The 18,622-nt window shown below is 72.3% G+C and carries 11 protein-coding genes and 1 pseudogene; 7 read left to right on the plus strand and 5 right to left on the minus strand.

Translation table 11 applies throughout. The annotated features are described in order from the left end of the window. Window positions 1–139: 139 nt before the first annotated feature. A complete protein-coding gene (locus ABT232_RS23425; RefSeq protein ID WP_351842967.1) occupies window positions 140–3,127 on the minus strand; it encodes a carbohydrate binding domain-containing protein in 2,988 nt (995 codons plus the stop codon). 305 nt (window positions 3,128–3,432) lie between these two features. Between ABT232_RS23425 and ABT232_RS23430 the strand changes: the two genes are divergently transcribed. The 6 genes and pseudogenes from ABT232_RS23430 to ABT232_RS23455 all read left to right on the plus strand — a co-directional run bounded on the left by ABT232_RS23430 (window position 3,433) and on the right by ABT232_RS23455 (window position 11,247). Beyond that, window positions 3,433–4,530: an MFS transporter gene (locus tag ABT232_RS23430; protein ID WP_351842969.1), complete on the plus strand. Its 1,098-nt coding sequence runs from the start codon at window positions 3,433–3,435 to the stop codon at window positions 4,528–4,530. A 111-nt stretch (window positions 4,531–4,641) separates the two neighbouring features. Further along, window positions 4,642–4,953 (plus strand): hypothetical protein, encoded by a 312-nt coding sequence (locus ABT232_RS23435; protein WP_351842971.1) that lies wholly within the window; start codon window positions 4,642–4,644, stop codon window positions 4,951–4,953. A gap of 134 nt (window positions 4,954–5,087) precedes the next feature. Next, window positions 5,088–7,364 (plus strand): catalase, encoded by a 2,277-nt coding sequence (locus ABT232_RS23440; RefSeq protein ID WP_351842973.1) that lies wholly within the window; start codon window positions 5,088–5,090, stop codon window positions 7,362–7,364. A 121-nt stretch (window positions 7,365–7,485) separates the two neighbouring features. Next, on the plus strand, window positions 7,486–7,677 hold the full coding sequence (locus ABT232_RS23445; protein WP_351842975.1) for a hypothetical protein: 192 nt from the start codon (window positions 7,486–7,488) through the stop codon (window positions 7,675–7,677). Between the two features lie 910 nt (window positions 7,678–8,587). Then, window positions 8,588–9,460, plus strand: a pseudogene (locus ABT232_RS23450) (oxygenase MpaB family protein); the annotation flags it as partial. Between the two features lie 281 nt (window positions 9,461–9,741). Further along, window positions 9,742–11,247 carry an aldehyde dehydrogenase family protein gene (locus ABT232_RS23455; protein ID WP_351842977.1) on the plus strand — a complete coding sequence of 502 codons (1,506 nt, stop codon included), beginning with the start codon at window positions 9,742–9,744 and terminating at the stop codon, window positions 11,245–11,247. 16 nt (window positions 11,248–11,263) lie between these two features. Here the strand turns inward: ABT232_RS23455 and ABT232_RS23460 are convergent, their stop codons facing one another. Continuing rightward, window positions 11,264–11,890 carry a TetR/AcrR family transcriptional regulator gene (locus tag ABT232_RS23460; RefSeq protein ID WP_351842979.1) on the minus strand — a complete coding sequence of 209 codons (627 nt, stop codon included), beginning with the start codon at window positions 11,888–11,890 and terminating at the stop codon, window positions 11,264–11,266. A 90-nt stretch (window positions 11,891–11,980) separates the two neighbouring features. Here ABT232_RS23460 and ABT232_RS23465 point away from each other — a divergent pair, with 90 nt between their 5' ends. Then, on the plus strand, window positions 11,981–13,120 hold the full coding sequence (locus ABT232_RS23465; RefSeq protein ID WP_351842981.1) for an acyl-CoA dehydrogenase family protein: 1,140 nt from the start codon (window positions 11,981–11,983) through the stop codon (window positions 13,118–13,120). Window positions 13,121–13,202: 82 nt separating this feature from the next. On the opposite strand, the gene ABT232_RS23470 is transcribed toward ABT232_RS23465, so the two are convergent. Genes ABT232_RS23470 through ABT232_RS23480 form a run of 3 tightly spaced genes read right to left on the minus strand, consistent with a single transcriptional unit; the run spans window position 13,203 to window position 18,594 of the window. Further along, entirely contained in the window at window positions 13,203–15,074 is a 1,872-nt protein-coding gene (locus ABT232_RS23470) for an AMP-dependent synthetase/ligase (RefSeq protein WP_351842983.1), read from the minus strand. Window positions 15,075–15,120: 46 nt separating this feature from the next. Then, window positions 15,121–17,322 (minus strand): 3-hydroxyacyl-CoA dehydrogenase NAD-binding domain-containing protein, encoded by a 2,202-nt coding sequence (locus ABT232_RS23475; protein ID WP_351842985.1) that lies wholly within the window; start codon window positions 17,320–17,322, stop codon window positions 15,121–15,123. 57 nt (window positions 17,323–17,379) lie between these two features. Beyond that, the gene (locus ABT232_RS23480; RefSeq protein WP_351843031.1) at window positions 17,380–18,594 is read right to left on the minus strand and encodes an acetyl-CoA C-acetyltransferase; all 1,215 of its coding nucleotides are present in this window, start codon (window positions 18,592–18,594) and stop codon (window positions 17,380–17,382) included. Between the last annotated feature and the right edge of the window lie 28 nt (window positions 18,595–18,622).

An 18,622-nucleotide genomic window follows, 5' to 3' on the forward strand; every position in this document is an offset into this window, starting at 1 on the left:
GCTGCCCCGTTTCCGTCCCGGAAGGCCATCCTCGTAGGCCGTCCGCGAAGGCCGTCCGGCACGATGCCGTGGGCGCCGGGTGAGCCTGCCACCCCGCGCCCACGGCGGCGTCGTCACGACCGTGGGCCGGTCCGTCGGCCTACTTCAGGTACGGGCCGTCCGTGCCGATCTTGCCCGAGCCGTTCAGGACGTAGACGCGCAGGTTGCCCTTGCCGGGTGCGGCGACCGTGAGCGTGCCGTTGGTGACGTTGCGGACGTCGCCGGTGACGGCGTCGACGTAGCTGCCGTTGGGGATACCGCTGAAGGTGGCCCCGTCGGTGACGGTGACCAGCGCGAAGCTGTCCGTCGAGCCGCTGGTGTAGCGGCGCTTGTACGCCATGTCGCCGCTGATGCCCTCGGTGGAGTACTGGCCCATCTGGAGGGCCGGCACCGCGCGGCGGATCTGGTTGAGCCGCTGGACGTGCTTGACCAGGGGCTTGGCCAGGGTGGTGGCGACGGTGCCGCCGGCCGACTCGACCTTGGAGAAGTCGGCCGCCTTCACCTCGCCGGCGATCTGGTCGCCGAAGTAGGCGCGGCCGGTGGTGGACAGCGGGCAGGTGGGGCCGCAGTCGATCTTCTTGCCCGCCTGGAACTCGGTCTCCGAGCCGTAGTACAGGGTGGGGATGCCGCGGAAGGTCCACATCAGCGACATGTTCTCGGCCCAGGCGTCGGTGCCGCCGGAGTAGCGCTCGCTGCTCTTGTTGGGGCCGTAGTCATGGCTGTCGACGTAGACGACGTTGTACGTGGCGTCGTTGTAGCTGTCGTCCGAGTCCTTGCCGTTGTGGAAGGCGTTGCGGGCGTCGGAGAAGTTCATGTGCATGCGCATGTCGATGACGTTCATGCCGGAGAACCGCGCGTGGTCGGGCGTGTGGTAGCTGTTGCCCTGCAGGAAGGCGTTGGTGGAGGTGGGCTGGTTGGCCGTGCCGAGCTGCTGCTCGTAGTCGTACATCTCCAGGGCGGCCTTGGCGTCGTCGGCGGCGTACTCCTTGCGCTCCTTCCAGGTGTAGAACTGCGCCGAGTGGTTGACCGAGCCGCGGTTCCACTTGTCGTTGACGAAGGCGGCGACCTCGCCGAAGACGAAGAAGTTCTTCGCGGCCTCGGCGCCGAACTTCTGCGTCACCCGCTCCTGGATGGCGGGCAGGAAGCGGCGGTTCCAGGTGGTGCGGGGGATGTGCACGGCCGTGTCGACGCGGAAGCCGTCGACGCCCATGTCGATGTACTTGTTGTAGGCGCCGATCAGGTAGTTCTGCACCGCGGCACTCTCGGTGTCGAAGTCGGCGAGGTCCTCGTGCAGCCAGCAGGAGCGGGAGTCCTCGCCCTCCCAGTTGCCGATCCAGCACTGGTGGTAGTACGCCTTGGGGAACATGCCCGACGTGGGGCTCGGCCACTGGCAGTTGTAGATGGTGTAGCCCTCGGGGCTCTTGGCGCCGGTGGGAGTGCCCCAGTTGAGGCAGGTGTTGCCGGAGGGCTGGGCGGTGGACCACAGGTCACCGTTGTAGTACGACTTGCCGCTCTTGGGCTCCACGGTCAGGCCGTCGTAGGCGAAGCCCTCGTTGCGCTCGTCGTAGTACCAGCTCCACTGGGAGTCGCGGACGCCGTACACGGTGGGCGTGAACAGGCCCTTGGCGCCCCAGCGGGAGGAGTGGTTGTAGACGACGTCCTGGTAGATCTTCATGCCCTTGGCGTGGGCGGCGTTGATCAGGTCCTGGTAGGTGGCTCCGGCGGACTCCAGGCGCGGGTCGACCTTGTAGAAGTCGTAGCCGTGGTAGCCGTGGTAGTCGTAGTCGGAGCGGTTGAGGACGACCGGGGTGATCCAGACGGCGGAGAAGCCGAGGCCCTTGATGTAGTCGAGCTTCTGGACGAGGCCCTTGAAGTCGCCGCGGAACATGGGGTCGTCGGCGGCCGCGTTGCCGGACTTCACATGCTGGCTGCCGCCGCGGTTGTTGGTGCTGTCGCCGTCGTTGAAGCGGGCGGTGAGCACGAAGTAGATGGGGTCCTTGCGCGGGTCGGTGCCCAGCGGGGTGCCCGGTGCCGGGGCGGCCGGCTTCTCGCCGGTGGTCGCCCGGGCAGACGCGGAGGCGGCGGAGATGTTGCCCGCCGCGTCCACGGCCCGCACGGTGTAGGTGTAGGTGGTCTTCGCGTCGAGGCCGCTGTCGGTGAGGACGGTCGAGCCGACGTCCGTGAGGACGGTGCCCTGGCTTCCGCCGGTCCGGGTGACCTGGTACTTGATGACGGCCTTGTTGTCGGTGGACGGGTCCCAGGTGAGCACGACGGAGACACCGTCGGCGCTCGCGCTCACCTTCACCGGGGCGGTGGGGGCCTCGGTGTCGGGGGCCTCGATGGCGCACGGGTCGGCGGCGCCGGCGACGACGGTGCGGTTCTTCACCGTGCTGGTGCCGGCGGCGAGGGTGTAGTCGCTGCCGTTGTTGTTGTCCCAGACGCCGTTGCCGTTGTTGAACGCGGCCTTCATGGAAGTGGCCGCGCCCAGGTCGACGGTCTGCTTCCACCAGCCGGTGCAGGCGGCCCGCATGCCGACGCCGGGGGCGGTGGTCCAGGTGCCGCCGGTGGGCGCGTAGTGGATGTTCGCCGTGGACCAGCCCAGCGACTCGGTCGAGTAGTACACGGTGGCCGCGTTGCCGTCGGGCGGTTCGGTGCTGCCGGCGCAGGGGTCGGAGTGCGCGACCACACCGTCCTTGACGGTGATGTTCCCGGTGCCCAGGGCGTAATTGGCACCGCCGTTGTTGTCCCAGGTGCCGCTGCCGTTGTTGAAGGTGGCCCGCAGTCCGCTCGCGGAGCCCAGGTCGACGGTCTTCTTGACCCAGTCCGTGCAGGCGGCCTCCATGGTCACGCCCGGGACGGTCGTCCAGGTGCCGCCGTCGGGGGCGTAGTGCAGTTTGTACTGCGACCAGTTCCTGGTCTTCGTGTAGTAGAAGACCGTCGCCGTGTTCGCCGCGCCGGCCGTGGCCGCGACCGGTTCGGCGGCCGGCTCGGCGTCTCGCGGCGCGAACTGGACGAGGCTCAGCAGTGAGCCGGCTATCGCCAGGGTGGTCAGCGGCCGTCTCAGCCGCCTGGCAGGACTGCGTTGCATGGGGACTCCCTCGTGAGCGGACCGCGTCGGGACGAGCGCGGCCACGGGCGCGCTCGCTTCGCTTCGACGACGATCCGAAAGGATCATCGGAAACTTGCTGCAACCGCTTTCGACGGCTGGAAGTTACCCCCGGGTGCCGGACACGTAAAGAGAGCGCACAGAGATTCCTGACGGTCCATGGGAATCGTCCGCCTGTCGCGCACTTCGGCACCGGAGAGCGGACACACCACCGGGCGCTTCGGACGGGCGGAGGGCCCGGCGTGCCGGGGCGGAGGGCGCGGGGCGGGACGGTTACCGTCGGCGGCATGGACGGTGATCGCCGAGGCTGGCACCCGTGCCTGCTCGCCGGGGCGGTGTTCGCCGTGTGCATGGCCGGCACCACGCTGCCGACCCCTCTCTACGGCCTCTACCAGCAGAAGTTCGGCTTCTCCGAGCTCACGGTCACCGTGGTGTACGCGGTGTACGCCTTCGGGGTCATCGGCGTGCTGCTGCTCGCGGGCAACGCCTCGGACGCCGTGGGCAGGCGTCCGGTGCTGCTCTGGGGCCTCGGGTGCGCGGCCGCGAGCGCGCTCTGCTTCCTGTGCGCCACGGGGCTCGGGTGGCTGTACACGGGGCGGCTGCTGTCGGGGCTGTCGGCCGGGCTGTTCACCGGGGCCGCCACGGCGTACGTGATGGAGCTGGCACCGCGCGGCGGCGGCTCACGGGCCACGCTGGTGGCGACCGCCGCCACCATGGGCGGTCTCGGCTGCGGTCCGCTGCTCGCCGGGGTGCTCGCGCAGTACGCCCCGTGGCCGCTGAGCACGGTACGTCCGCAACGGCCCGGTCTGCCGCCGGAGGTGCGGGCGGTGTTCGGTCCCGCGGCGACCGCCTCGTTCGTGGGGTTCGCCCTGTTCGGGGTGTTCACATCGGTCAGCCCGTCCTTCCTCGCCCACGCCCTGGACGTGCGCGACCACGCGGTGAGCGGGCTGGTCGTCGCGCTGGCGTTCTTCGCCTCGACGGTCGGGCAGCTCGCCGTCGGCCGGGTCGGGGTGCGGCGGTCGCTGCCGCTGGGCTGTGCCGGGCTCCTCGCCGGGCTGGCGCTGCTCGCGGGGGCGTTGTGGTGGGAGCTGCTGTCGCTGGTGGTGCTGAGCGCGGTCGTCGGCGGGTGCGGGCAGGGACTGGCGTTCCGCGGGGCGCTGTCCGCGGTGGCCGAGGCCTCGGTGGCGGAGCGGCGCGCGGCGGTCATCTCGACGCTGTTCGTCGTGGCGTACGCGGGCATCTCCGTACCGGTCATCGGGGTGGGCCTGCTGGTGGCGCCGATCGGTCTCGAGGGCGCGGGGCTGGTGTTCATCGCCTGCATGGCCGTCCTGGTCGGCGCGGCGGCCGTCTACCTGCTCCGGCGTCCGGTACCGGCGAGGAGCTGAGGCCGGCCGGTACGGGCCCGCCGCGTCCGCCGTCGCCCGGCTGCGCGCGTGCGGTCGCGGGCATGGCGAGGGGCGGGGAGGCTGGTACGGCACGGGTGAGAAGGAGTTGCCATGAGGATGTCGTCGTGGGCACCGGGCGTGGCCCTGGCCGTGTCGGTCCTGACCGCCGTACCGGTGCTGTCCGTGATGTCGGTGCTGTCCGCCGGCCCGGCGCGGGCCGACGCCGCACGGAACATCGACACCCCGGTCGAGGCCTCGGTCGTCATGCCGGTAGACATGTCGGTCGGCCTCCCGGTCGACGTCACCGCGAGCGAGTGCGTCCAGGGTGGCGGGATGATCATCATCATCGCGGACAGCGCGGCCCCGAACGGCTTCTCCCAGTACTGCGAGGGCGGCACGCACGACGGTCAGACGATCACCTGACCGGCCGATGGCCGGAACCGTCCGTCGGCGGCAGCCTTCCGTCCTTGACCGGAACATATTCGCCCAGGCGTGGGTACCCGCTGCGCGCGCCCCGTGGGGCGTACGAGACGACATGAGCCCAAGGAGCAGGACGTATGAGCGAGGCCAACCCCCTGAAGCGGGTCGCCCACAAGGTCGCCGACAGCTTGCAGGGCGACGGCGAACCGGCGGAGGGGATCCCGGGCAAGCCCGGTGCCGAGTCGCCGTCGGTCGCCGAACCGACTGAGCCGAGGGAGCCGCTGCCGCCCAAGCCGGACCAGAGCGGCCCGGAGACCGTCTCGCCGACCGGTCAGCCGACCGGCGCCGAGCAGGCCCGGATGGCGCAGTCCGGGGCCTATCTGACGAACGCGCAGGGCACCCGGCTGTACGACACCGACCACTCGCTCAAGGCGGGCCCGCGCGGACCGGTGCTGCTTCAGGACCACCATCTGCGCGAGAAGATCATGCACTTCGACCACGAGCGGATCCCGGAGCGCGTGGTGCACGCCCGGGGCGCGGCGGCGCACGGAGTGTTCCAGAGCTACGGCACGGCGGCCTCCGTGTCCAAGGCCGCGTTCCTCGCCAAGGACGTGGAGACACCGGTGTTCGTGCGTTTCTCCACGGTGCTGGGGTCGCGCGGGTCGGCCGACACCGTGCGCGACACCCGTGGGTTCGCGACGAAGTTCTACACCTCCGAGGGCGTCTTCGACCTGGTCGGGAACAACATCCCGGTCTTCTTCATCCAGGACGCGATCAAGTTCCCGGACGTCATCCACGCCGGCAAGCCGCATCCGGACCGGGAGATCCCGCAGGCGCAGAGCGCGCACGACACCTTCTGGGACTTCGTCAGCCTGCACACCGAGGCCACCCACCACACGCTGTGGAACATGTCGGACCGGGGCATCCCGCGCTCGTTCCGGACGATGGAGGGCTTCGGCGTCCACACCTTCCGGCTGGTGGCCGCCGACGGCGGCACGACGCTGGTGAAGTTCCACTGGAAGCCGAAGCTCGGTGTGCACTCCCAGGTGTGGGAGGAGGCGCAGATCACCAGCGGAGTCGACCCGGACTTCCACCGCCGGGACCTGGCGGACGCCATCGAGGCCGGCGCGTACCCGCAGTGGGAACTGGGCATCCAGACCTTCCCCGACACCCCGGACCAGACCTTCGAGGGCATCGACCTCCTCGACCCGACGAACATCGTCCCCGAGGAGCTCGCGCCGGTGCAGCCGATCGGGCTGCTCACCCTGAACCGCAACCCGTCGAACTTCTTCGCCGAGACCGAGCAGGTCGCCTTCCACGTCGGCCACCTCGTCCCCGGCATCGACATCACCGACGACCCGCTGCTCGCCGGCCGGCTGTTCTCCTACCTGGACACGCAGATCACCCGGCTGGGCGGCCCCAACTTCCCGCAGCTGCCCATCAACCGCTCGCACGCGCCGGTCAACGACATGCAGCGTGACGGTATGCACCAGACGGCGGTGCACCGCGGTGTGGCCCCCTACCGGCCGAACTCGCTCGACGGCGGCTGCCCGTTCCTGGCCGGCGCGGACACCGGGGCGTTCATCGAGACGCCGGTGCGGGTGCCGGAGTCGACGCGGGTGCGCGAGGCCCCGGAGTCGTTCGCGGACCACTTCAGCCAGCCCCGCCGGTTCTGGCTCAGCATGACCCCGGTGGAGCGCGAGCACATCATCGGCGCCTATGTCTTCGAGCTCGGCAAGTGCTACGAGCAGGCCATCAAGGAACGGCAGTTGCAGGTGCTCGCCAACATCGACCCCGAGCTGTGCGAGCAGGTCGCGCAGGGGCTCGGCCTGCCGGCTCCGTCACCGACCGTACCGCTCGCCGACGTCGAGCCCAGCCCGGCGCTGTCGCAGCTCGGCCGGACGTGGCCGGTCGACGGGCGGATCGTCGGCATCCTCACGGGCGCCGACGGCGACCTGGACGGTGTCCGGGCGGTGCGCGAGGCCGTGCTGGACGCGGGCATGGTGCCGCTGGTCGTCGCGCCCGTCGGCGGCGTCCTCGGTTCCGGCGACGGCGCGGTGACCGTGCAGCGCACCTATGTCACCGCGCGCTCGGTGGAGTTCGACGCCGTGCTGCTGGCCGGCGCGCCCGGTGTGGGCAGCGACGCGTACACCGCCCGCGACGCGAAGTCCACGCCCACCGCGGCGGGGCCGTCGGCGCCGGATCCGCGGGTCGGGCTGCTGCTGGCGGAGGCGTTCCGGCACGGCAAGGCCATCGGTGCCTGGGCGAACGGCACGGCCGCCCTCGAAGCGGCGGGTGTGACCACCGACGCCCCGGGTGTGGTCGTCGCCGACTCCCCCACCGCCGTCCTGGAGCAGGTCGTCGAGCTGCTGGGCGCGCACCGGGTGTGGGAGCGATTCTCCACGCAGGTCTGACGGCACGGAACGAAGGACCGGGCACGAGTCGCGGCGGCCCCGCCCATGGCGGGGCCGCCGCGGCCGTCCGGCGCGCGGCTGAGACGATGGCCGCGACCAGTGCCTGAAGGGGGAGTTCACCATGGCCGTACTCGTGCTGTCCGGCGTCCTGCTGCTCGTCGTGGGCGGCTGCGGCTGCGTCTTCTGGGCCGCTCGGGGCGGCCCGCGGTGGGTGCGCGGGGTGGCCGGCGCCCCGCTGATGGCCGGCGAACTGCTGCGGACGTCGAGTCGTTCGAGCACCTGCGGGGGCAACGGCTCCGGCTCGGACGACTGAGGGAGAGGGCCTGCCCGACTGAGGCAGACGGCCGGCGCGACTGAGGGTAACGGCCCGCGCGACTGTGGGAGACGGCCGGCGCGACTGAGGGTGACGCGCGGGACGGCCGGCGCGACGGAGCGAGACGGCTGGCGTGGCTGAGGGGGTACGGCCGCGCGGCGATTCCGGACGCGCGCGGGGCAGTGGTCCGCGCGCTGCCCGTGGGTCACCTGCCCCGGCTCCCGGTTGCCGGCTCGGCCCGGGACGCCGCGCGGGCGGTGCGTGCCACGGGCAGGTGTCGTCGTAGTAGGCGCTGAAGGCGGCCGGTCGGGGGGCAGGTCGTGCTCCTGAGCCCCCGGACGCGGCCGACGTCCCGCATCGCGTGCGGAAGTTGCTGTGGTCCGCGACGCCCGCGCCGACGACGGGGTGCGCGACCTGGAGGAGCAGCAACCGGGGGGCCATGACGGCGGACGGAGCGCCACCTCTCGCTGATTCGAGCGGAGTTGGATCGGCGGACATGCGCGGCGGAGCGGTCATGGCACGGTCATGGCATCTCCGCTTCTCCGTTGTGTCTGGAGTATTGACGCAGCTCGTGAAACAAGTCAATAGTTTTTGTATCTTCGACTCATCGGTGGTCGTCGAGAGCTGGCCGCCATCGTCCAGCCCCGCGGAAGGGACGTCCCCATGAGTGACAGATCCGCCTACGCCCGGACGAACGGGCCAGGAACGGGCCGTACGCACTGGAAGCGCGCCGCCGTCATGTTCGTCCCCGGCACGGCGTTCAAGGTCTCGGCACGGTCTCCGACGTGTGCGTCCCGCTCGAGCAGAAGGTGCCGGTGATCGGCGACATCACGATGGTGGTGCGCTCGGGCGCCGACAAGCCGCTGGATGTGACCGCACGCAGCACCAGGAACCGTTAGGAGACCCGTCCATGGGCCGCTACAGCCGGCTCCGCCGCATCCAGCAGATGGATCCGCTCCGCGACCACGAGCAGATCTTCCGCTGGATCACCCAGTACGAGTTCCCCTGGGACTACCTCCAGGGCGTCTCGATCGCCTTCCTGCGGGACTACGGGGTACCGCGGATCTCGCGTCTCCTTGACCGCACCCAGGAGTTCGAGCGCGCGGGGCAGAAGCGGTACGACGACACCGTGCTGATCGCGCACGAGATGATCGCCGACGGCATGGCGTCCGAGCGCGCGCGGGACGCCGCCCGGCACCTCAACCGGATCCACGGCCGCTACCGCATACCCGAGGAGGACTACCGCTACGTCCTGGCCACCACGGTGGTCGGCCCGAAGCGGTGGATCGACCGGTACGGCTGGCGTCCGCTGTGCCCGCAGGAGACCGAGAGCCTGGCCCTGGTGGGGCGGCGCATGGGCACGATGATGGGCATCACCGGACTGCCGGACGACTACGCGGGCTTCGCCCGCCTGCACGACGCCTACGAGGAGGAGATGTTCGCCTACGACCCGGCCAACCGGCGGGTCGCCGCGGCGACGCTGCGGGTCGTCACCCAGTGGTATCCGCGGCCGCTCAGGCCGCTGGTGGCGCGGGCCTCGCTGGCCGTCCTCGACGAACCCCTGCTCGACGCGCTGGGCTTCCGTCCGCAGCCGGAACCGGTCCGGGCCGCCGCGCACCACGCCCTGCGCGCCCGGGCCGCCGTGGTGCGCCTGCTGCCGGCCAGGCCCGGCTGGTGGCCGTACCGGCCCAAGCCGCGCAGCTATCCCTTCGGCTGGACGCTGGACGATCTGGGCCCGCACTGGGCCCAGTCCAGGCCGCTCGACCCGCTCCCCGACGAAGACGCCACGAGCCCGACCGCCACGGCCGACACCCCGGCCGCCGCCGACGCCTCGGCCACGACCGACAACCCGGCCGAGACCGACCCGTCCGACGCCGGCCGCCACGCCGACCGCCACGCCGACCCCCACACCGAACGCACCGAACGCACCACCGACCCCCACACCACCGACCCACGCACCGCGGCCCCCCGCACCACGCCGACGATCCCCTCCGGCAGGTCCGCCTCCGACGCGAGCGCGTCCGGTGCCGGGCCGACCGGCGGCCACACATCCCGGGAGCACCGATGACCGAAACCCGCCAGGACGCCGCGACCCGCCCGGCCACCTTCACCGTGCGCGCCCCGGCGACGGGCGAGGTCCTCGCCGAGCACCCGGTCCACGAACCACCCGCCGTCGACCGGGCCGTGGACCGGGCCAGGACGGCCGCGGCCGACTGGGCGGCGCTGCCGGCGGCCCGGCGCCGCGAGCGGCTGCTGCGCTGGAAGCGGGGACTCGCCTCCGCTCTGGACAGCGTCGCGCAGACCATCGCGGCGGAGACCGGGAAGCCGGCCGGGGACGCGGCACTGGAGGTGGTCCTCACCCTGGAGCACCTGGACTGGGCCGCCCGCAACGCCGAGCGGGTGCTGCGCCGCCGCCGGGTGCCCACCGGCCTGGCGGCCGCGCACCAGCGGGCCACGCTGGTGCACCGGCCGCTCGGCGTCATCGGGGTGATCGGCCCGTGGAACTACCCCCTCTACACCCCCATGGGCTCCATCGGCTACGCGCTGGCGGCGGGCAACGCCGTCGTCTTCAAACCGTCCGAGTACACCCCGGGTACGGGCGTGCTGCTGGCGGAGCTCTTCGACGCGGCCGTGCCCGAGCACGCCGGGCTGCTCACCGTCGTGACCGGCGCGGCGTCGACGGGTGCGGCGCTGGCGCGGTCGGGCGTCGACAAGCTGGCGTTCACCGGTTCGCCGGGCACCGCGCGCAAGGTGATGGCGGAGTGCGCGCGGTCGCTGACGCCGTTCCTCGCCGAGTGCGGAGGCAAGGACGCGACGATCGTGACGGCGGACGCCGATCTGGACGCGGCGGCCGACGCCGTCGTGTGGGGTGCCATGAGCAACGCCGGGCAGACCTGCGCGGGCGTCGAACGCGTCTACGCCGTGCGGGAGGTGCACGCCGAGCTGTGCCGCAAGGTGGTGGAGCGGGCCGAGTCGCTGCGGGTCGGTCCGCAGCCGGACGCCGTCTACGGCCCGATGACGATGCCGGGGCAGACGGAGGTGGTCCGCCGGCATGTGGAGGCGGCGCTCGCGGCCGGGGCGCGCGCGCTGCTGGGCTCGGCGGCGTCGGTGTCCGGGGCGTATGTCTCGCCGGTCGTCCTGGCCGACGTACCGGAGGACTCGGCGGCGATGACCGAGGAGACGTTCGGGCCGACGGTGGCGATCAACGCGGTGGCGAGCGTGGACGAGGCGGTGGCCCGGGCCAACGCCTCCGCGTACGCGCTGGGCGCCACGGTGTTCTGCGGCGACCGGCGGGCGGGCGCGGCGATCGCCGCCCGGCTGCGCGCGGGCGCGGTGTCGGTCAACTCGGTGCTGGGGTTCGCCGCCGTGCCGGCGCTGCCGTTCGGCGGTTCCGGGGACTCCGGCTTCGGGCGGATCCACGGGGCGGAGGGGCTGCGGGCGTTCACCGCTCCGCAGTCGGTCACGGTGCGGCGCTTCGCCCCGCCGGTGAACCTGACCTCCTTCACCTCCACGGCGGCGGCCCGGGAGCGGGCGGTCGCCGTCGCGCGGTGGCTGCACCGGCGGCGCTGAGGAGCGGCGTCGTCCGTCAGGCGTCGAGCAGGGGGGCGAGGTAGCGCCGGGCGAAGGCGCGGGCCTGGTCCTCGTCCTCCATCTCGATACAGCTGGACGGGTTCAGCAGGAAGGAGACGGCGACCCGGATCATCAGCTCGGCGACCGGCCGCGGGTCGGAGTCGCCGCGGCCCTCGGTCTGCTGCGCGCGCAGCAGATGCGCCGTCAGATAGTCGCAGGTGGCCTCGAGGGCGGGGCCGCCCTGGACAGTCAGGTAGGGCAGCACCACCTCGGGTTCGAGGCGCAGCAGTCCGCCGAAGAGGGGATGGGCCCTGGTGTGGCGCAGGGCGACCACGAAGCCCTCGACGACGCGTTCCTCCATCGTCGGCAGCCCGGCGACCGCGGCGTCCAGTGTCTGGAAGAACCTGCTGCCCTCGCGCAGCAGGCACGCCTCGACCAGTCCGTCCTTGGTCTGGAAGCGGCGGTAGACCGTCACGCGGGAGACACCGGCCCGTTTGGCGACGTCGTCCACGGAGGAGCGGCGCAGGCCGAAGGTCGTGAACTGCTCCAAGGCGGCGTCGAGGATGCGCCGCGCCACCTTCTCCTCGGTCTCGGGCAGGGCGATGGCCCTCGCGAGCAGGGAGTCGTTCGCTGAAGTCTTCATGGTGCTCCTCACGATACCCCTCCACCCCTATGGAAGAGACCATGAAACAACTAGCATTTCTTTGTAACTTACCGAAACCCGGAGGACCCCATGGTCAGTCGTCTCACCCCGGAACAGTCCGACTTCGTCACCGCCGTTCGCGACTTCGCCAAACGCGAGTGCGGCACCCGTGAACAGCGCGACGCGCTGACCAAGGGCGGTCGCGGGCCCCACAGCCCGGAGTTGTACGCCCGGCTCGCCGACCTCGGCTGGCTCGGGGTGTGCCTGCCCGAGGAGTACGGCGGCGCGGGCGGCGGACTGGCCGACGCGTGCCTGTTCCTGGAGGAGACCTCGTACGGCATGGTCCCGGCGGGCGGCTTCATCACCACCGTCATCACCGCCAAGGCCTACGAAGGGTTCGGCACCGAGGAGCAGAAGCGCGACGTCCTCACCGGCATGGCGCGCGGGAACGTCCTCGCCATCGCCATGTCGGAGCCCGGTGCCGGCTCCGACGTCGGCGCGCTCAGCTGCCGCGCCCGACGCCGGCCGGACGGCGACTGGGTGATCGACGGTCAGAAGACCTGGATCTCCAACGCCCACCTCGCCGACAGCATCCTGCTCGTGGCCCGCACGAGCGGCGACAAGCACGCCGGTCTCACGATGTTCCACGTCCCCGCCGGTACGCCCGGCGTGGAGATCCGCGGTATCGAGACCATGGGCGGCAGCGAGGTCAACAACGTCTGGTTCACCGACGTACGCCTGCCCGCGGACGCCGTCGTCGGCGAGGTCGACAACGGCTGGCGGCAGCTGATGGCCGGCCTCAACCACGAGCGGCTGTTCCTCGCCGCCAACATGCTGGGCCTGGCCCGCCGCGCGTTCGACGACACCGTCGCCTACGTCCGCGAGCGCGAGCAGTTCGGCCGCCCCGTCGGCTCCTTCCAGGCGCTGCGCCACCGCATCGCCGATCTGGCCACGGAGATCGAGTGCACCCGGCTGCTGGTGCGCGAGGTGGCGCTCGCCTGCGACGCCGAACCGGGCCGGCTGTTCCCGCGCGAGGCGTCCATGGCCAAGCTCAAGGCCACCGAGACCGCCAAGCGCGCCGCCCTGGAGGGCATGCAGATGATGGGCGGCTACGGCTACACCACCGAGTTCGACATGGAGCGCCATCTGCGCGCCGCGGTCGTCTCCACCGTCTACGGCGGGACGAGCGAGATCCAGCGGGACGTCATCGGCAAGAGCTACGGGCTCTAGCCGGCCGGGAAACGCCGACGGCGGGCGCTCCGTCCCCCCGAAGGGGGCGGGGCGCCCGCCGTCGTGCGGTGGCGGCCGCGGCTCAGTTCTCGTACAGCTCCGCCAGCGCGGCCGCGTACTTGTCCCGGATGACCCTGCGCTTCATCTTCAGCGAGGGCGTCAGCTCCCCGGTCCCCGGGCCCCACTCCTCGGCCAGCAGCGTGTACCGCTTGACCTGCTCGGTCCGGTTGAGCCGCGAGTTGGCCGCCGCGACCGCCCGCGCCACCTCCTCCCGTACGACGGGATGCGCGGCCAGTGCGGCGAGGCCGCCGCCGGCGTCGACGCCGTGGGCCGCGGCCCAGGCCGGCGCCGCCTCCGCGTCGAGCACCAGCAGCGCGACCAGGTAGGAGCGGCCGTCGCCGTGCACGAGGGCCTGCCCGATCAGCGGGTGCTCCTTGAGGGCGTTCTCCACCAGGGCCGGGGAGACGTTCTTGCCCGTGGAGGTGATGATCATTTCTTTCTTGCGGTCGGTGAGCCACAGATAGCCGTCGTCGTCGACCCGGCCGATGTCCCCGGTGCGCAGCCAGCCGTCCTCGTCCACGGCCGGCCGCGCCGAGCCGTCCTCGCCCAGATAGCCGGAGAAGACGGTCTCGCCGCGCACCTCGATCTCGCCGTCCGCGGCGACGCGGACCTCCACGGAGGAGACCGGGCGCCCTACCGAGCCCAGCCGGAAGCCGGTGCGCGGACTGTTGGTGGTCGCCACCCCGGTGGTCTCGGTGAGCCCCCAGGCATCCATGATCACGATGCCGAAGCCGGCCCAGAACCGCACCACGTCGATCGGCATCGGCGCGGAGGCGCTGGCCGCCCAGGTCACCCGGTCGAGACCGCCCGCGGCCAGCATCGGCAGCAGGATCTCCTCGCGCTGCCGGGCGTAGGCGGCCTCCAGTTCGGCGGGCGGCCGCTCGCCCCGCTCCCGGTACGCCACGTGCTCCCGGGCCACCCGCGCCGCCTCGTCGATGAGCGCGCGCTGGTCCTCGGGCAGCAGCGACAGGATGGCCCGGACGGCGGCCGCGAGCTTCTCCCACACCCTCGGCACACCGAAGAACTGCGCCGGGCGCACCTTGCGCACGACTTCGGCGACGCGTGCCGGATCAGCGCACAGGTAGACGTGCGAGGCGCGGTGGCAGGGCAGGTAGATGCCGAGCATCCGCTCGGCGATGTGCGCGAACGGCAGGTAGCAGATGTGCTCGACGTGCGGCGGCAGCTCGACCACCGCGTCCAGGGCCAGCGCGTTGGCCAGCACGTGCCGGTGGTTCAGGACGACGCCCTTGGGTTCGCCGGTGGTGCCGGAGGTGTAGACGACGGTCAGCGGGTCCTCGGGCCGGGCGGTGTCGAGCGCCTTGTCGAAGCGCTCGGGGACGGGTTCCCGCAGCAGGGCGTCGTAGGGGAGGTGACCGCCCTGCGCGCCGGGCTCCACCACGACGAGCCGGGCGAGCGGGATCCCGGTGTCCGCCACCAGCGGCTCCCACAGCGCCACCTGCGCGGGGCCCTCGACGACGGCGAGCCGGGCCCGGCAGTTGCGGGCTATGTGGGCGACCTGCTCGGGCGCCGAGGTGCCGTAGACGCTGACGGGCACGGCACCGAGGCGTACCAGCGCCAGGTCGGAGAGCCAGTGTTCGGGCCGGTTGGCCGTCATCAGCAGCACATGGTCGCCGCGGCCCACGCCGAGTGCCGCGTATCCGGCGGCGAGGCGGGCGGTGTGGTCGCGGACCTCGGACCAGGTGAGCGTGGTCCAGCCGTCCTCGCCGGTACTGCCGCCGTCCGGCTGCCGCCAGGACAGTGCGGGCAGGTCGGGGTACTGGCGGGCGTTGCGTGCGAGGAGCAGCGGCAGGGTCTGTTCGGTGGGCTCGGCGAGCGGTTCCGGTGCGGTGGGCTCGGCGGGTGGTTGCCCTGGGGTGCGCGGGGCGGTCGTCATCTCACTCGGCCTCCTGACGGTCGGTGTGGTCGATGCCGGGGGTGCTTCAGCCGTCGCTGAAGATCTCGCCGCGTTCCGCCTTGCGCAGCAGCAGCTCCGGCGGGGCGAAGCGTTCTCCGTACAGGTCGGCGAGTTCGCGGGCGCGGGCCACGAAGGCGGGCAGTCCGCCACCCGCTCCGGCGCCGCCGCCGTAGCCGTTGATGTACTGCAGGACGCCGCCGGTCCAGGCCGGGAAGCCGATGCCGAGCAGCGAGCCGACGTTGGCGTCCGCCACGGACACCAGCACGCCCTCCTCCAGGCACCGCACGGCGTCCAGCGCCTCGACGAAGAGCATGCGCTCCTTCAGCTCGCGCAGGTCGGCGGGTGTCCGGCCGGGGGCGGTGAAGTGCTCGCGCAGACCCGGCCAGAGTCCGGTCCGGCGGCCGTCGGCGTACTCGTAGAAGCCGCCGCCCGCGGCCCGGCCCGCCCGGCCGAACTCGTCGATCATGCGGTCCACCACGGCGTCGGCCGGGTGCGGACGCCACTTGCCGCCCGCCTCCTCGACGGCCCGGCGGGTCTCCTCGCGGATCCGGCGCGGCAGGGTGAGCGTCAGCTCGTCCATCAGGGCGAGCACCTTGGCCGGGTAGCCGGCCTGCGCGGCGGCCTGTTCCACGGTCGCGGGGTCGATGCCCTCGCCGACCATGGCGACGCCCTCGTCGATGAACAGGCCGATGACACGGGAGGTGAAGAACCCCCGGCTGTCGTTGACGACGATGGGTGTCTTGCCGATCTGCCGGACCAGGTCGAAGGCGCGCGCCAGGGCCTCGTCTCCCGTCTCCGGGCCCTTGACGATCTCGACCAGCCGCATCTTGTCGACCGGGGAGAAGAAGTGCAGCCCGATGAAGTCCGCGGGCCGCCGGACGCCGTCGGCGAGCAGGGCGATGGGGAGGGTGGAGGTGTTGGAGCACAGCAGGGCGTCCGGTGCCACGACGCCTTCGGCCTCCTTGAACACCTTCCGCTTGAGGTCGGGATCCTCGAAGACCGCCTCGATCACCGCGTCGCAGCCCGCCAGGTCCGCCGCGTCGGCGGTGGGCGTGATGCGGGCGAGGAGCGCGTCGCGCCGCTCGGCGGTGATACGGCCCTGGGCGACGGCGCGTTCCAGCAGGCCGGCCGAGTAGGCCTTGCCGCGCTCGGCCGCCTCGGTGGAGACGTCCTTCAGGACGACCTCGATGCCCGCCCCGGCGCAGGAGTGAGCGATGCCGGCGCCCATCATGCCGCCGCCGAGGACGGCGACCCTGCGCACCGTGCGGGCCGGTGGCTCCTTGGGGCGGCCGGCGCCCGAGTCGACGGCCCGGAGGTCGAAGAAGAAGCCCTGGATCATGTTCTTCGTGGTCTGCCCGGTGACCAGGTCGGTCAGGTAGCGGGCCTCGACGACGAACGCGGTGTCGATGTCGACCTGGGTGCTCTCCACGGCCGCCGCGAGGATGTTGCGCGGCGCCGGGTACGGGGCGCCGCCGAGCTTCTTGCGGAGCAGGGCGGGGAGGGCGGGCAGCCGGGCGGCCAGCGCCGGGTGCGCGGGGGTGCCGCCGGGGATGCGGTAGCCGGGTGTGTCCCAGGGCTGGGCGGACTCGGGGTGGGCGTCGATGAACGCGCGCGCCTTGGCGAGGAGTTCGGCGGGATCGGCGGCGATCTCGTCGACGAGGCCGGCCCGCAGCGCGGCCTCCGGGCCGTACTGCGTGCCTTCCAGCAGGACCTTCTGCAAGGCGTCGGCGATGCCGAACATGCGCACCGTGCGGACCACTCCCCCACCGCCGGGCAGCAGGCCCAGCGTCACCTCGGGCAGGCCGACGCGGGCGGCCGGGCGGTCGAGGACGACCCGGTGGTGGCAGGCGAGCGCGATCTCGTAACCGCCGCCGAGCGCGGCCCCGTTGAGGGCGGCGACGACGGGCCGGCCGAGCGTCTCCAGCCTGCGCAGGGCGCGTTTGACGCGCATGCCCGCCTCGAAGGAGCGCTCGGCGGTGGCGGGGGTGACGGCGATCAGGTCCCGCAGCTCGCCGCCGGCGAAGAAGGAGCTCTTGGCGGAGGTGACGACGACGCCCCGAAGGGTGTCGCGGTGGCTCTCCAGGCGGTCGACGACGGCGTCGAGCGAGTCGATGAACGCCTCGTTCATGGTGTTGACCGACTGGTCGGGGTCGTCGAGGACGAGGGTGACGACGCCGGTGGTGTCCTCTTCCCAGCGGATGGTGCGGCTTGCGGCGGTGGTGACCATGGGGTGCGGTTCTCCAGGGGTGTGGACGGGCCGGGGTTGGGGAGCGCGGGCCGGCGCTCAGAGGCGTTCCACGACGGTGGCGATGCCCATGCCGCCGCCGACGCAGAGGGTCGCGAGGCCGTGGCGCAGTTCGCGGCGCTCCAGTTCGTCCACGAGCGTGCCGAGGATCATGGCGCCGGTCGCGCCGAGGGGGTGGCCCATGGCGATGGCACCGCCGTTGACGTTGACCTTCTCCGGGTCTAGGCCGAGGTCCTTGACGAAGCGCAGGACGACCGCGGCGAACGCCTCGTTGATCTCGACCAGGTCGATGTCCTGGACCGTCAGCCCCGCCTTGGCGAGGGCCTTGCGGGAGGCGGGCGCGGGCCCGGTGAGCATGATGGTGGGATCGGCGCCGGAGACGGCGGCCGACACGATCCGGGCCCGGGGCCGCAGTCCGTACCGTTCGCCGGCCGCGGCGGAGCCGATCAGGGTGAGGGCGGCGCCGTCCACGATGCCGGAGGAGTTGCCCGCGTGGTGGACGTGGTCGATCCTCTCCACCCAGTGGTACTTCTGCAGGGCCACCGCGTCGAACCCGCCGGCCTCGCCGGCCGTCGCGAAGGACGGCTTGAGCGCGGCGAGGCTGTCGGCGGTGGTGCCGGGCCTCAGGTGCTCGTCCCGGTCGAGGACGAGCATTCCGTTGCGGTCGCGGACGGGGACGACGGACCGGTCGAAGCGGCCGTCCTTCCACGCCTCGGCGGCGCGGGCCTGGGAGCGGGCTGCGTACTCGTCGACGTCGCGGCGGGTGAAGCCCTCCAGGGTGGCGATGAGGTCGGCTCCGATGCCCTGCGGGACGAAGCCGGTGTCGTGGTTGGTCAGCGGGTCCTGCGCCCAGGCGCCGCCGTCGCTGCCCATCGGGGTGCGGGACATGGACTCCACGCCGCCCGCCAGGACCAGGTCCTCCCAGCCCGAACGCACTTTGGCGGCGGCCAGGTTGACGGCTTCCAGGCCCGAGGCGCAGAAGCGGTTCTCCTGGACGCCGGCCACGGTGTCGGGCAGGCCGGCGGCGAGCGCGGCGGTCCGCGCGATGTCGGCGCCCTGGTCCCCGACGGGGCTGACGACACCGAGCACGATGTCGTCGACGGCCGCCGGATCGAGGCCGGGGAAACGGCGGCGGACCTCGTCGATCAGGCCGACGACGAGGTCGACGGGCTTGACTCCGTGCAGGGCGCCGCCTGCCTTGCCGCGTCCGCGCGGGGTGCGGATCGCCTCGTACACATACGCTTCACTGGTCACCATCGGTGCCTTCCGGATGAGGGGTGCG

It is taken from the genome of Streptomyces sp. NPDC001532, assembly GCF_040298625.1.
Classification (GTDB): domain Bacteria; phylum Actinomycetota; class Actinomycetes; order Streptomycetales; family Streptomycetaceae; genus Streptomyces.